Annotated in this window: 12 protein-coding genes; 11 read left to right on the forward strand and 1 reads right to left on the reverse strand. The window is 70.9% G+C overall.

From position 1 onward, the window contains the following. Positions 1 to 6 precede the first annotated feature (6 nt). The 5 genes from ACMW4R_RS07310 (at position 7) to sucD (ending at position 4859) form a co-directional block, all read left to right on the forward strand. Positions 7 to 771: an ABC transporter ATP-binding protein gene (locus ACMW4R_RS07310; protein ID WP_058596404.1), complete on the forward strand. Its 765-nt coding sequence runs from the start codon at positions 7 to 9 to the stop codon at positions 769 to 771. Continuing rightward, positions 747 to 2303 carry a hypothetical protein gene (locus ACMW4R_RS07315; RefSeq protein ID WP_418299548.1) on the forward strand — a complete coding sequence of 519 codons (1557 nt, stop codon included), beginning with the start codon at positions 747 to 749 and terminating at the stop codon, positions 2301 to 2303. Before ACMW4R_RS07310 ends, ACMW4R_RS07315 begins: the two co-directional genes overlap by 25 nt. Before the next feature lie 71 nt (positions 2304 to 2374). Continuing rightward, on the forward strand, positions 2375 to 2602 hold the full coding sequence (locus ACMW4R_RS07320) for a hypothetical protein (RefSeq protein WP_058596406.1): 228 nt from the start codon (positions 2375 to 2377) through the stop codon (positions 2600 to 2602). Positions 2603 to 2775: 173 nt separating this feature from the next. Beyond that, positions 2776 to 3939 (forward strand): ADP-forming succinate--CoA ligase subunit beta, encoded by a 1164-nt coding sequence (gene sucC / locus ACMW4R_RS07325; RefSeq protein WP_058613220.1) that lies wholly within the window; start codon positions 2776 to 2778, stop codon positions 3937 to 3939. Positions 3940 to 3956: 17 nt separating this feature from the next. Further along, on the forward strand, positions 3957 to 4859 hold the full coding sequence (gene sucD / locus ACMW4R_RS07330; protein WP_058596408.1) for a succinate--CoA ligase subunit alpha: 903 nt from the start codon (positions 3957 to 3959) through the stop codon (positions 4857 to 4859). A gap of 247 nt (positions 4860 to 5106) precedes the next feature. Here sucD and ACMW4R_RS07335 read toward each other — a convergent pair whose 3' ends face one another. Next, positions 5107 to 6558 (reverse strand): NCS2 family permease, encoded by a 1452-nt coding sequence (locus ACMW4R_RS07335; RefSeq protein WP_058628112.1) that lies wholly within the window; start codon positions 6556 to 6558, stop codon positions 5107 to 5109. 66 nt (positions 6559 to 6624) lie between these two features. Between ACMW4R_RS07335 and ACMW4R_RS07340 the strand changes: the two genes are divergently transcribed. From ACMW4R_RS07340 to ACMW4R_RS07365, 6 genes are all read left to right on the forward strand, one after another. Continuing rightward, positions 6625 to 7062 (forward strand): nitroreductase family deazaflavin-dependent oxidoreductase, encoded by a 438-nt coding sequence (locus ACMW4R_RS07340; RefSeq protein WP_418299549.1) that lies wholly within the window; start codon positions 6625 to 6627, stop codon positions 7060 to 7062. A 376-nt stretch (positions 7063 to 7438) separates the two neighbouring features. Beyond that, entirely contained in the window at positions 7439 to 10018 is a 2580-nt protein-coding gene (nirB, locus tag ACMW4R_RS07345; RefSeq protein ID WP_418299893.1) for a nitrite reductase large subunit NirB, read from the forward strand. Positions 10019 to 10047: 29 nt separating this feature from the next. Continuing rightward, positions 10048 to 10494: a nitrite reductase small subunit NirD gene (gene nirD / locus ACMW4R_RS07350; protein ID WP_081317336.1), complete on the forward strand. Its 447-nt coding sequence runs from the start codon at positions 10048 to 10050 to the stop codon at positions 10492 to 10494. After that, a complete protein-coding gene (cobA, locus tag ACMW4R_RS07355; protein WP_418299550.1) occupies positions 10491 to 11723 on the forward strand; it encodes a uroporphyrinogen-III C-methyltransferase in 1233 nt (410 codons plus the stop codon). The genes nirD and cobA overlap by 4 nt, the downstream gene beginning before the upstream one ends. Next, a complete protein-coding gene (locus tag ACMW4R_RS07360) occupies positions 11720 to 12859 on the forward strand; it encodes a uroporphyrinogen-III synthase (RefSeq protein WP_058596412.1) in 1140 nt (379 codons plus the stop codon). Before cobA ends, ACMW4R_RS07360 begins: the two co-directional genes overlap by 4 nt. After that, positions 12856 to 13671, forward strand: coding sequence for a sirohydrochlorin chelatase (locus ACMW4R_RS07365; RefSeq protein ID WP_418299551.1), 816 nt, complete (start codon positions 12856 to 12858; stop codon positions 13669 to 13671). The genes ACMW4R_RS07360 and ACMW4R_RS07365 overlap by 4 nt, the downstream gene beginning before the upstream one ends. The last annotated feature ends 32 nt before the right edge of the window (positions 13672 to 13703 follow it).

The following is a 13703-nucleotide window of genomic DNA, read 5'->3' on the forward strand; positions in this document are numbered from 1 at the left end:
AGCGATATGACAGGCGCTATTCAGGTTGCGGGAGTGGTCAAGAAGTTTGGTGACGTCACGAGCGTCGACGGTCTGAACCTGACCATTCCGCAGGGGTCGTTCTACGGCATCGCCGGCCCGAACGGCGCGGGCAAGACCACCTCGATTCGGATGATCACCGGTCTTCTCGAGCCGGATGCCGGCACGATCGAGGTCGCCGGAGTCTCGGTGTGGCCCAACCCGCGGCGCGCCAAGGCCCTTCTCGGATATGTCGCCGACAACCCGCCCTTGTTCGGACGTCTCACCGCACGGGAAATGCTCGACTACGCGGGGATGCTGCGCGGAATGGCATCCGCCGACATTCGCAGCCGCGGCGACGATCTGCTTCGCGTGCTCGACCTGGAAGCCGACGCCGGGCGTCCCATCGCCGACTTCTCGCTCGGAATGACCAAGCGCGTCGGCCTCGCCGTGGCGATGCTGCACAGCCCGCGCGTGCTGATCCTCGACGAACCCTTCGGTGCGTTGGACCCGGTCAACACGCAGGTGATGGAGCAGATGCTGCAGCGCTTCCGTCAGGGCGGCGGCACCGTCGTCTTCTCGAGCCACGTGCTCGACGTGGTCCAGAAGCTGTGCGACCGCGTGGCCATCATCGCCAAGGGCACCCTCGTCGCCGAGGGCACGGTGGCAGAACTCGCGCCGAACGGTTCGTTGGAGGATGCGTTCGTCGACATCGTCGGCGGCCGCGACCTCGCGGAGGGGGATCTCGCATGGCTCTCGTCCTCGCCCGCCTGAGGCTCGCGATCCAGATCGGGGGCGCGCGCGCCTCCGCTCTCGGCATCGCCACCTTCGCGCTCGGCTGGGCGCTCGGCATCCTCGCGGGGCTGTGCGGCGGTGCGCTCGTGGCGGCCCTCGACTCCGGGGTCGAGGCCTTCGGCGACCTTCTCGTGCTCCTGCTGTTCGTGGCGCTCTTCGTGGGGTGGGTCGTCCTCCCCATCACCACGCCCCTGCCGATCGCGAACATCATCGATCCCACGGTGCTCGAGCAATACCCGCTCAGCAGGACGCAGCAGGTGAGCGGGCTGCTCCTCGGTGGACTGTTCTCGCCGATGGCGGCGGCGACGTTCCTGACCGCCATCGGCGGCGTCGCGCAGATCCATGTCGACCTGCCCAGCAGGCTCGCGGCCGTCGCGGCGGGGCTGTTGTTCACCGTGATGTGCGTGGCGACGTCGTACGCCGTGCGCGCACTGTTCGCGGAGGCGCTGTCGGCACGTCGCGGACGTGACGTGGCCGTGATCCTCTCGAGCCTCGTGGTGGTCTCGATCTACGTCCTGCCGCACGTGTTCGCTCCGATCCTCGGTGCGGCCGAGGACGCGGGGGCGATCTTCCTCACCGTCCTCACCTGGACGCCCCCGGGCGCGGCAGCGGCCGTCGGCTACGTGCTCGACACGGGCGATCTGCCCGGTGCGCTCGCGCGGTTCGGCGTCGTGATCGTGACCATCGCGCTCGCCCTCGTGCTCTGGGGCGTCGCCCTGCGCCGGCATGTGAAGGGCCACACCGCTCGGGCCGTGGCATCCCCCCACCGCCGGTCGGCGCGGGTGCTGTCGCTCGTGCCGCCGGTGCTGCGTCCGCTCTCGGCCGGCGCCGCCCTGGGGGCGGCGAGCCAGCAGTTGCGCTACTACTTCTTCCGGGCGCCGCGCGCCGCGCAGTTCCTGATCGTCGGCCCCGTTGTCGGCGTGATGTTCGCCGCGGCGCAGGTGCATACGACGGGGCTCCCGTTCGCTGTCGCCATCGGAACCGTGGCCATGGGGTCGGGCGTGCTGCTGAACCTCTTCGCCTGGGACGGGCGCGGGGTCGAACTGACGGTGCAGACCGGCGCGTCGCTCGCATCCGTGCTGCGGGGGAAGATGCTGGCGGTCTCGCTGTTCCTCGTTCCCGCGGCGGCCGCGCTCACCATAGGGCTCGGGATCGCGAGCGGGACGGCCGATCAGGTTCCGACGGCGCTCATCTCCGCGCTCGCCGCCCTGGCCCTCTCGTTCGCCGTCGGCGCGGTCTCGAGTTCGCGCAACCCGTACGACCAGGAGACCCCGCAAGGGGACCGCAGCACACTGGCGGTGCGTGCACTCGGCGCGTCCGGTGCCGCTATCGGCCTCGTGCTCCTGGCCGGGTGGCTGAGCTCTCTCGCCCAGGCGTTCCTTCCCGTACAAGCGGTGCTCGTCGCGGCACTGGTGGTGGCCGTCGTCGCCGCCGTCGTGTCGACCAGGGTCAGCGGGCGGTATCTCGACCGGCATCCCGATCGGCTGCTCGCTGCCTTCACCCCACGCTGAACCTGCACGTCCCGCCCCGACCGTCGGACCTCGCCACCGCGAACCGACGCCACCCACCCAGAGGAGAACCCATGTCCACCCCCGCTGCTCAGCCCAGCAAAGGCCGTCTTTGGCTCAACAGCTTCATCATGGCGCTCGCGTCCAGCCTCGGCTACCTCATCGTCGCGCTGCTCGGTCAGCACCAGACGCTCGTCATCGTCATCGCGATGTCGGCCATCGTCGTCGTGCTGACGCCGATCTTCTACTGGGTCAACGTGCGCCGCATCCGCCTCGGGGCTGCGCCGCGCCGCGACTCCTGAGCCTGTTGCGCAGCGAACGGAGGGGGTCCCGGCATCCGGGACCCCCTCCGTTCTGACGGGCTGGGGTCGGGGGCGGCGGACCTGTCTAGTAGGCTTGTCGATTGGCGCAGATCTCTTGATATCGAGAGACTTTTGCCTCCTCCCACCACCGATCGCCCAGCGAAGGATTGTCCGTGGATCTCTACGAGTACCAGGCACGTGATCTTTTTGAGAAGTACGAGGTGCCGGTGCTCGCCGGCATCATCGCCGACACCCCTGAGGAGGCGAAGGCGGCCGCAGAGAAGCTCGGTGGCGTCGTCGTCGTCAAGGCTCAGGTCAAGACCGGAGGCCGCGGCAAGGCCGGCGGCGTGAAGGTCGCCAAGAACCCCGACGAGGCCTTCGAGGCGGCGCAGGCCATCCTCGGACTCGACATCAAGGGCCACGTCGTCAAGCGCGTCATGGTCGCCGCAGGCGCGCGCATCGCCAAGGAGTTCTACTTCTCGGTGCTGCTCGACCGCTCGAACCGCTCGTACCTCTCGCTCTCCAGCGTCGAGGGCGGCATGGAGATCGAGGAGCTCGCCGTCGAGCGTCCCGAAGCCCTCGCGCGCATCGAGGTCGACCCGATCGAGGGCATCACGCCCGAGAAGGCGCTCGAGATCGCTCGCGCCGCCAAGTTCGACGAGGAGCTCGCGCCCAAGGTCGCCGACGTCTTCGTCAAGCTCTTCAACGTCTACAAGGGCGAGGACGCCACGCTCGTCGAGGTGAACCCCCTCATCCAGAGCGAGGACGGCGACATCATCGCCCTCGACGGCAAGGTCTCGCTCGACGAGAACGCCGGCTTCCGCCACCCCGACCACGAGGCGCTCGAAGACAAGGACGCCGCCGACCCGCTCGAGGCCAAGGCCAAGCAGCACGACCTCAACTACGTCAAGCTCGACGGCCAGGTCGGCATCATCGGCAACGGCGCGGGTCTGGTCATGTCGACCCTCGACGTCGTCGCGTACGCCGGTGAGAAGCACGGCGGCGTCAAGCCCGCCAACTTCCTCGACATCGGCGGCGGCGCCTCGGCGACGGTCATGGCCGCCGGCCTCGACGTCATCCTCGGCGACGAGCAGGTCAAGAGCGTCTTCGTCAACGTCTTCGGTGGCATCACCTCGTGCGTCGCCGTGGCGGAGGGCATCGTGAAGGCCCTCGAGATCCTGGGCGACACCGCGACCAAGCCGCTCGTCGTCCGCCTCGACGGCAACCAGGTCGAGGAGGGCCGCGAGATCCTCGCCGCCGCCAACCACCCGCTCGTCACCCTCGCCGCCGGTATGGACGAGGGCGCCGACAAGGCCGCCGAACTGGCCAACGCGTAAGGGATAGGGACAGAGAAATGTCGATCTACCTCAACAAGGACTCCAAGGTCATCGTCCAGGGCATCACCGGAGGCGAAGGCACCAAGCACACCGCCCTCATGCTCAAGGCCGGCACCCAGGTCGTCGGCGGCGTGAACGCCCGCAAGGCCGGCACGACCGTCACCCACAAGGACGCGTCGGGCAACGACGTCGAGCTCCCCGTCTTCGCCTCGGTCGAAGAGGCCATGCGCGAGACCGGCGCCGACGTGTCGATCGCGTTCGTGCCCCCGGCCTTCACGAAGGACGCGATGGTCGAGGCCATCGACGCCGAGATCCCCCTCCTCGTCGTCATCACCGAGGGTGTGCCCGTCGGCGACACCGCCGAGGCCTGGGCGTACGCGAAGTCGAAGGGCGAGAAGACCCGCATCATCGGCCCGAACTGCCCCGGCATCATCACGCCCGGCGAGGCGCTCGTGGGCATCACCCCCGCGAACATCACCGGCAAGGGCCCCATCGGCCTCGTGTCGAAGTCGGGCACCCTGACCTACCAGATGATGTTCGAGCTGCGCGACCTCGGCTTCTCGACCGCCATCGGCATCGGCGGCGACCCGGTCATCGGCACCACGCACATCGACGCGCTCGCCGCGTTCGAGGCCGACCCCGAGACCAAGGCCATCGTCATGATCGGTGAGATCGGTGGCGACGCCGAGGAGCGCGCCGCCGCCTTCATCGAGGCCAACGTCACGAAGCCCGTCGTCGGCTACGTCGCCGGCTTCACCGCCCCCGAGGGCAAGACCATGGGTCACGCCGGTGCCATCGTCTCCGGCTCCGCCGGTACCGCTCAGGCGAAGAAGGAGGCCCTCGAGGCCGCCGGCGTGAAGGTCGGCAAGACGCCGTCCGAGACCGCCGCCCTGATGCGCGAGATCATCGAAGCGCTCTGACGTTGCGTTTGTGAGGGCCCGGATGCCATGGCATCCGGGCCCTTTCGCGTTGCCGCCGCGGCGCGTCTGCGCGCCTGTCGGCGCCGTCGAGTGTCCAGAACACGCCGTTATGCGGGGCGACTTTGCGGCGTGTCTTGGACACTCGACGTCGTCGCGGCGGAGCCGCGGTGGGCGGGCGGGCGACATGCTCGCGGAACGGGGAGGGGCCCGGATGCCGTGGCATCCGGGCCCCACCAACGCGCGGGGCTCAGCCGAGCAGCGCCTCGACCGGCCCGCGGGCGAAGAAGATGACGAAGCCGGCGGCCACGATCCACAGCAGGGGGCTGACTCGGCGGGCGCGGCCCGACAGTGCCTGGATGAGCACCCAGCTGACGAAGCCCGCGCCGATGCCGTTCGCGATCGAGTAGGTCAAGGGCATCACGGTCACGGTGAGGAACACCGGGATGAGCACGGACATGTCGCTGAGGTCGACGTGGCGGATCTGCGCCATCATCAGAGCGCCGACGATGACCAGGGCCGCGGCGGCGATCTCGGTCGGAACGATGCTGGTCAGCGGGGTGAAGAACATCGCGAGCAGGAACAGGCCGCCGGTGACGACGTTCGCGAGGCCCGTGCGAGCGCCCTCGCCGATGCCCGAGCCCGACTCGATGAACACGGTGTTCGACGACGACGAGGTCGCTCCACCCGCCACCGCGCCGATGCCTTCGATCACCAGGGCGGAGCGCAGACGGGGGAACGTGCCGTCGGGAGCGGCGAGACCGGCTTCGCGGGAGAGGCCGGTCATCGTGCCCATCGCGTCGAAGAAGTTCGTGAAGACGAGCGTGAAGACGAGCATCAGGGCGGCGAGGACGCCGATGCGGCCGAAGGAGCCGACGAGGTCGACCTGGCCGACGAGAGAAAGGTCGGGCAGGCTCACGAGCTGCGCAGGGAGCGTCGGGACGCTCAGGCTCCAGCCGCCCGGGTTGACGTCGGAGCGGGCGCCGAGGTGCGCGACCGCCTCGACGATCACCGCGATGATCGTGCCCGAGAGCAGACCGATGAGAAGTGCCGCCTTGACCTTGCGCACCAGCAGCACGGCGGTGATGACGAGCGTCAGCACGAACAGCGTGGTCGGGATCGTCGCGATCGAGCCCTCGACACCGAGGCCCACCGGCGGCGAGCTGAGCCCGGTCGAGGTGACCAGGCCGCTGTCGACGAAGCCGATGAACGCGATGAAGAGACCGATGCCGACGGTGATCGCGGTCTTCAGGGCCAGCGGCACGGCCTCGAAGATCATGCGACGAAGCCCGGTGACGGCGAGCAACACGATGATGAGGCCGTTGATGACGACGAGCCCCATGGCCTCGGGCCAGGTAACCCCGCCGACGATGCCGACCGCGAGGAACGAGTTGATGCCCAGGCCCGCGGCGAAAGCGAACGGCAGGCGGGTGACGAGACCGAACAGCATCGTCATGACGCCGGCGGTGAGGGCGGTGGTGGCCGCGACCTGGGGGAAGCCGAGGGCGTTGCCGGAGACGTCGGGGGTCCCCGACAGGATGATCGGGTTCAGGATGACGATGTAGGCCATCGTCACGAACGTGACCACGCCGCCGCGGACCTCGGCGCCGACGGTCGAACCGCGGGCGGTGATCTCGAAGAACCGGTCGAGGCCGTTCTTCGGTTCGGGGGCGGCCGTGGTCTCGGGAGCAGAAGCGCTCATGAAGGCTCCAGAAAAAGGGGGAAGGGGCTAGACCGGAGGGGAAGACGCCGACGTATCGTGGGAGACATGTCGCTCTCAGGAGAGTATCTGCCCAGCACCAGCGAGTGGGCCCGCCAGCAGGCCGAAGCGTTCGAGGCCTCGGGAGGCCGGGAAGCCGCCGAGCTGCGGGGCGTACCCATCATCGTCCTCACCACGGTCGGGGCCAAAACCGGAGGGCTCCGCAAGACCGCGCTGATGCGGGTCGAGCACGACGGAAAGTATGCGGTCGTGGCCTCCAAGGGCGGCGCTCCCGAGCACCCCGCGTGGTTCTACAACCTCGTGAAGAACCCGCGCGTCGCCCTGCAGGACGGCGACGAGAAGAAGGAGTACGACGCGCACCAGGCCGAGGGGGTCGAGCGCGAGGAGTGGTGGGGCTACGCGACCGAGGTCTGGCCCGACTACGACGAGTACCAGAAGAAGACCGAGCGGCGCATCGAGGTGTTCGTGCTGGAACCGGTCGACTGACGCCTCGTGCGAGGGGTCCGCACGGGCCGCTGAGTGTCCAAGACACCCGGACGTTCTGAAAATTTGTCCGGGTGTTTTGGACACTCGGCCATCGTTCGCGGACGTTGCTGGATATCGCCCGGGTGTTTTGGACACTCGATGAGGATCACCCGGCACGAGCGGGGGTTGCGGGTTGCGGGGCGGGGAGGATGCCGCCGGCAAAACCTCACACGAACGACAGCCCCGCGTGAGAGAAACGTTCGCCGGGGGTAACGCCGGGGCGACGGCGGGGGAAACCTCGGCTGCTTAGCGTCGGGGCATGGCCCGCTCGAACCCCGCAACCGGAACGAAACACGCCGCAGACGCGTCGGCAAAGTCCGCCGCGTACGGTGACGGCATGCTCCACCCCGCGTCATCCGGATCCGTCGTGGTCGTGGGTGCCGGGATGGTGGCGCATCGCTTCGTCGAGAGCCTCACCAGCCGGGACACCGACGGCCGCTGGGTGATCACCGTGCTCGGCGACGAGGCCCGCGGACCCTACGACCGCGTCGGCTTGACCGGGATCTTCAGCGGCAAGACCCCCGACGACCTCACGCTCGACCCCGCGGTGCTCGACCACGAGCGGGTGCGTGTCGAAACCGACGCGCGCGTCACCACCATCGACCGCGCGGCGCGCACCGTCACCACCGCGGCCGGCTCCACCTACGACTACGACCGTCTCGTCCTCGCCACCGGCTCGTACGCCGCGCGGCTCGCGCTCGACGGCTTCGACCACCGAGGCTGCTTCGTCTACCGCACGCTCGACGACGTCGCCGGCATGCGCGCCTGGATCGCTCAGCGCTCCGCACAGCTCGGCCGCCCCCTGCGCGGCGCGGTCGTCGGCGGCGGCCTGCTGGGCCTCGAAGCTGCCGGTGCGCTCCAGGCCGAGGGCGTCTCGCCCTTCGTGCTGCAGTCGAACGAGCGGCTCATGTCGGCGCAGCTCGACCTGGGCGGCGCGAAGGCGCTGCAGCGGCTCATCGAGGCACGCGGCATCGAGGTGCGCACGCAGTCGGTGACCACACGGGTGGATGCCGACAAGTCCGGCGCCGTGGTCGGCCTCGAGCTGCGCGACGGCACCTGGGAGGCCGTCGACATCGTCGTGTTCACGGTCGGCGTGCGTCCCCGCGACGAGCTGGCCCGCGCCGCGGAGCTCGCGGTCGACCCGCGCGGCGGCGTCGTGATCGACGCGGGCTGCGACACCTCCGACCCCTCCATCCTCGCGATCGGCGAGGTCGCGAGCTTCGACGGACAGTGCATCGGCCTCGTCGCCCCGGGCTACGCGATGGCCGAGGTCGCCGCGACCCGCCTGCTCGGGGGAGAGGCCGCGTTCGACGGCTTCGACACCTCCGCGAAGCTCAAGCTCTCGGGCGTCGAGGTCGCCAGCTTCGGCGACGCGTTCGCCGAGACGCCCAAAGCCCTCGACGTCACCTACGCCGACCCGGTGTCGGGCGTCTACAAGAAGCTCGTGCTGAGCGACGATGCCCAGACGCTGCTCGGCGGCATCCTCGTCGGCGACGCCTCGGCCTACACCTCGCTCCGTCCGCTCGTCGGCCGGGCGCTCGGCGGCGACCCGGCGGCGTATCTCATGCCGAGCGACCTCGCCCCGGCCCCGCAGGGCGACCTCCCCGACGACGCGATCGTGTGCTCGTGCAACGGCGTGACCGCCGGTACGGTCCGCGGGGCCGTGACCGAGCACGACTGCGCGGATGCCGCCGAGGTCAAGGCCTGCACGAAGGCCGGGGCGGCGTGCGGTTCGTGCTTCACGCTCGTGAAGAAGCTCGTTCAGACCGAGCTGGCGGCATCCGGGAAAGAAGTGTCGAACGGCCTGTGCGAGCACTTCGCGTTCACCCGCGCGCAGCTCTTCGACGCCGTCCGCATCTCGGGGCTTCGAACCTTCACCTCGATCGTCGAGCGCTTCGGCACCGGCCGCGGGTGCGACATCTGCAAGCCGGCTCTCGCGAGCATCCTCGCGAGCCTGTACGCGGAGCACGTGCTCGACGGCGAGCTCGCGACGATGCAGGACACCAACGACCACGTCATGGCCAACATCCAGCGCGACGGCACGTACAGCGTCGTCCCGCGCATCGCGGGCGGTGAGATCACGCCCGAGGGGCTCGTCGTGATCGGCGAGGTCGCGCGCGACTTCGGGCTGTACACGAAGATCACCGGCGGCCAGCGCATCGACATGTTCGGCGCCCGGCTCGAACAGCTCCCCGCGATCTGGAAGCGCCTCGTCGACGCCGGCTTCGAGTCGGGGCAGGCGTACGGCAAGTCGCTGCGCACGGTGAAGTCGTGCGTGGGGCAGACGTGGTGCCGCTACGGCGTGCAGGACTCGGTCGGCATGGCCGTGCAGCTCGAGCTGCGCTACCGGGGCCTGCGCTCGCCGCACAAGATCAAGTTCGGCGTCTCGGGCTGCGCGCGCGAGTGCGCCGAGGCCCGCGGCAAGGACGTCGGCGTCATCGCGACCGAGGCCGGCTGGAACATGTACGTCGGCGGCAACGGCGGCTTCACCCCGCGCCACGCGGTGCTCTTCGCCGAGGGTCTCGACGACGAGGGCCTGCTGCGCGCGATCGACCGCTTCCTGATGTTCTACATCCGCACCGCCGACCGGCTGCAGCGCACCGCGCCCTGGATGGAGGACTACGAGGGCGGCCTCGAGGCGCTGAAGGGTGTCGTGTTCGACGACACGCTCGGCATCGCCGAAGACCTCGACCGGGCGATGGCCGCCCACATCGACAACTACGAGGACGAGTGGGCCGCGACCCTTGCCGACCCCGAGAAGCTCAAGCGGTTCCAGAGCTTCGTCAACGCCCCCGACACGGCCGACCCCACGCTCGCCTACGTGAGCGAGCGCGGTCAGCCCCGTCCCGCCACGGCCGAGGAGCGCACCTCGGGCGCGGTGTTCATCGGCGGCACGACGCTGGCGGTGCGCTCGTGACGATCGTGAACGCGACGAGGACGGATGCCATGACTCCGGATGCCGAGACCCCCGCCGCCGCAACGCCCGAGGCGACCGCCGTGCCCGCGCCCGCGGCATCCGTCCCCGGTTGGACCCGCATCTGCCGCGTCGACGACCTGCTCGTCGAGCGCGGGGCGGCCGCCCTCGTCGACGGGCGCCAGATCGCGCTGTTCCGCACCTACGACGGCCGACTCTTCGCGACCGACCAGATCGACCCGTTCAGCGGGGCGGCGATCCTGTCGCGCGGGATCGTCGGCGACCGCGGGGGAGTGCCCACCGTGGCATCGCCCATGTACAAGCAGGTCTTCGACCTGCGCACCGGCGCGTGCCTCGACACGCAGGGCAAGGAACCGTTGAGCGTCCGGGTGCACCCGGTCGCGGTGACCGACGGCGTCGTGTTCGTCAAGCTCGCCCCCGCGGATGATTCCGTCGGCGCAGGAAAGGACCCCCGATGATCGCTCTCGCAGGACTCGACCTCACCGATCGCCTCGTCGTGTGCGTCGGCGGAGGCACCGTCGCCGAGCGGCGGATCGCCCGGCTCCGCGCCGCGGGCGCCCGGGTGCGCCTCGTCGCGCCGGTCGCGACCGACGGGCTGACCGCGCTCGCCGCTTCCGGCGACATCGAGTGGCACGCGCGCCCGTTTGCGGCCGCGGACCTCGACGACGCCTGGTTCTGCCACACGGCCACGGGCTCGGCATCCGTCGACGCGTCCGTCGTCGCCGCGGCCGAGGCGCGCCGCGTGTGGTGCGTCAACGCCGGACACGGGGGCAAGGGCACCGCGCGCCTCGCCGCCGAGACGACGAGCGGCGACGTCATGGTCGGCGTCGTCTCGACCGCGGGTGCCGACCCGCGCCGCACCGTCGCCGTGCGCGACGCCATCGCCCAGCGCCTCGCCGAAGGCGCCCTTCCGCTCCGCCGCCGACGTCGCCCGCTCGTGGGGAGCGTGGCGCTCGTCGGCGGCGGCCCTGGCCCGGTCGACCTGATGACCGTGCGCGCCCGCGCGCTGCTGGCCGAGGCCGACGTCGTCGTGCACGACCGCCTCGGCCCCACCGGGGTGCTCGCCGAGATCGGCGACGACGTCGAGCTCATCGACGTGGGCAAGCGCCCCCAGCACCACCCGGTCCCGCAGGACGAGATCAACGCGATCCTCGTCGACCGCGCCGCGAAGGGCCTGCGCGTCGTGCGTCTCAAGGGCGGCGACCCGTTCGTCTACGGACGCGGCGGTGAAGAGGTCATCGCGTGCCGGGCGGCCGGCATCCCCGTCGAGGTCGTCCCGGGGATCTCCAGCTCGATCGCCGTCCCGTCCGCCGCGGGAATCCCCGTGACCCATCGCGGCGTGGCCGGTACCCTGCACGTTGTGAACGGTCAGGAGTCCCCGAGCGAAGCGACCCTCGCGGCGCTCCGCGACGACACCGCCACCGTCGTCGCCCTCATGGGGGTGAGCGCCCTGCCGCGGTTCGTCGCGGCGGCCCGCGCCGCGGGCGCTCCCGAGGACCGCCCCGTCGCCTTCGTCGAGAACGGCCACACGCCCGCCCAGCGCACGATCCGCACGACGCTCGCCACGGCGATCCAGGATGCCGAGACCCACCGTCTCGCCAACCCCGCGGTCCTCGTGTTCGGCGAGGTCGCCCGGCCCGACCTGCTGCTCCCGGTGGCGGTCGCCCAGAGCGAGGGGATCGGGTGACCACACCCGCGCGGACGATCAGCACGGTGCTCCAGGGATGCACCGTGCTGCTTCCCGTCGACCGGCGGTCGGGGGAGCTGTCCGCCGCGCTCGAACGCCACGGCGCCCGGGTGCGCGTGGCGCCCGCGCTCACGATCGTCCCGCACGTCGACGACGAGGAGCTCATCGCGCAGACCCGCAGCCTGGTCGACGACCCGCCGGACGTCGTCGTCGCCACGACGGGCGTGGGCTTCCGTGCGTGGATGGAGACGGCGGACGAGGCGGGACTCCACGACGCTCTCGCCCCGGTGCTCGACGCCGCGCGGATCGTCGCGCGCGGACCCAAGGCCCGCGGCGCGATCCAGCAGGCGGGATTCGAGGCCGACTGGGTCGCCGAGAGCGAGACGGCGGCTGAGCTGCGCGACTTCCTCGTCGCCGAGGGGATCGAGGGGCTGCACGTCGCGGTCCAGCATCACGGCTCGGGGGCCGACGGCCTCGACGAGGCCTTCGAAGCCGCGGGGGCGCGTGTGACGAGCCTCACCATCTACCGCTGGGGTCCGCCGCCCGATCCCGAGGTCGTCGCGGCGTCGACGCAGCAGGTCGCGCGCGGAGAGATCGACGCCGTCCTGTTCACCTCGGCTCCCGCGGCACGCGAATGGATCCTCGCGGCCGAGCGGGCCGACGCGCTCGACGGGGTGGCATCCCGTGCCGCCCGCGGGCACGTCCTGGTCGCCGCCGTCGGCCCCATCACCGCCGGCCCCCTGATCGAGGCGGGGATCCCCCCGCTCATCCCCGACCGCGGTCGACTCGGAGCCCTCGTGCGCGCGGTCGTCACGTACTACGGCGGGGCGGACGCTCCGCTCATCCCCACCACGGCGGGGCGCCTCGGCATCCGGTCGTCCGGGATCGTGCTCGACGGCGTCTTCACGCCCCTGCCCCGCACGGGCGTCGAGATCCTGCGCGCGCTCGGCCGCCAGCCCGGGGCGGTGGTCTCGCGCGCCGACCTCATCGCGGCGCTGTCGAGCGCGGAGTCGAGCGGGCACGCCGTCGAGGTCGCTGTCGCCCGTACGCGCGAGGCGCTGGGCGGGCTCGACCTCATCCGCACCGTGTACAAGCGCGGCTACCGGCTCGACGTGATCGACGAGGAGGACGCATGACCGCTGTACTCATCGCCTGTGCGCACGGCACGAGATTCGAGGAGGGGCGCGTCGTCGTGCGCGAACTGCTCGAGGTGCTGCGCGAGACCGCGCCCGCGGGCGTCGAGGTGCACGAGGCCTACGTCGACGTGCACGGGCCCTACGTCACGGACGTCGTCGCGGCAGCGCGCGAGCGCACGGACGACATCGTCATCGTGCCGCTGCTGCTGTCGACGGGCTATCACACCGAGGTCGACCTCGTGGAGGCGGCGGACGGGCTTCCCGTGGCTCCCGCGCTCGGCCCGCACCCCGTGCTCGCCGAGATCCTCGTGGACCGCGTCCGCGCGATCGGTGCCCGCACGGACGATACCGTGGTGCTCGCCGCCGCGGGCTCCACACGCCCCGGCGCGGTCGTGGACGTCGAGCGTATGGCCGAGCTGATGACGGAGGCCGGCATCGCCGGTCCCGTCGTGACGGCGTACGCCGCGGCATCCGAACCCCGGATCCCGGATGCCGTGAACGAGGCGCGCGAGGCCGGTCGCCGCACCGTCGCGGCGAGCTACGTCCTCGCGCCGGGGCATTTCTCGCGTGTGATCGAGAAAGCGGACGCGGATCTCACCACCGCTCCGATCGGTGCTGACCCGCGGTTGGCGACCGTGGTGTGGGAGCGGTGGGCGACGGCGCGCAGCGCTGCGACGGCGGAGGTGGCTGAACCTGTCGAAGCCTCCGGTCGGGCGCCGGGGGCGGACCCTTCGACGGGGTCAAGGCCCTCTCGGCGCCGCCTGCTCGGAACCTTGCGCGACCTCGTCTCGGGCGCTCGCCGCCGCGCCTGAGGGGAGCGCTGGGGGAGCGCGGGTAGGGTCTC

Source organism: Microbacterium sp. S1037 (assembly GCF_048381605.1).
Lineage (GTDB): Bacteria > Actinomycetota > Actinomycetes > Actinomycetales > Microbacteriaceae > Microbacterium > Microbacterium testaceum_B.

Coding starts and splice junctions, on each gene's coding strand:
- ACMW4R_RS07340 (WP_418299549.1), top strand. CDS start 6,625: ATGTCGCTCTCAGGAGAGTATCTGCCCAGCACCAGCGAGTGGGCCCGC.
- sucD (WP_058596408.1), top strand. CDS start 3,957: ATGTCGATCTACCTCAACAAGGACTCCAAGGTCATCGTCCAGGGCATC.
- cobA (WP_418299550.1), top strand. CDS start 10,491: ATGATCGCTCTCGCAGGACTCGACCTCACCGATCGCCTCGTCGTGTGC.
- nirD (WP_081317336.1), top strand. CDS start 10,048: ATGACTCCGGATGCCGAGACCCCCGCCGCCGCAACGCCCGAGGCGACC.
- ACMW4R_RS07335 (WP_058628112.1), bottom strand. CDS start 6,558: ATGAGCGCTTCTGCTCCCGAGACCACGGCCGCCCCCGAACCGAAGAAC.
- ACMW4R_RS07310 (WP_058596404.1), top strand. CDS start 7: ATGACAGGCGCTATTCAGGTTGCGGGAGTGGTCAAGAAGTTTGGTGAC.
- ACMW4R_RS07365 (WP_418299551.1), top strand. CDS start 12,856: ATGACCGCTGTACTCATCGCCTGTGCGCACGGCACGAGATTCGAGGAG.
- ACMW4R_RS07315 (WP_418299548.1), top strand. CDS start 747: ATGGCTCTCGTCCTCGCCCGCCTGAGGCTCGCGATCCAGATCGGGGGC.
- nirB (WP_418299893.1), top strand. CDS start 7,439: ATGCTCCACCCCGCGTCATCCGGATCCGTCGTGGTCGTGGGTGCCGGG.
- ACMW4R_RS07320 (WP_058596406.1), top strand. CDS start 2,375: ATGTCCACCCCCGCTGCTCAGCCCAGCAAAGGCCGTCTTTGGCTCAAC.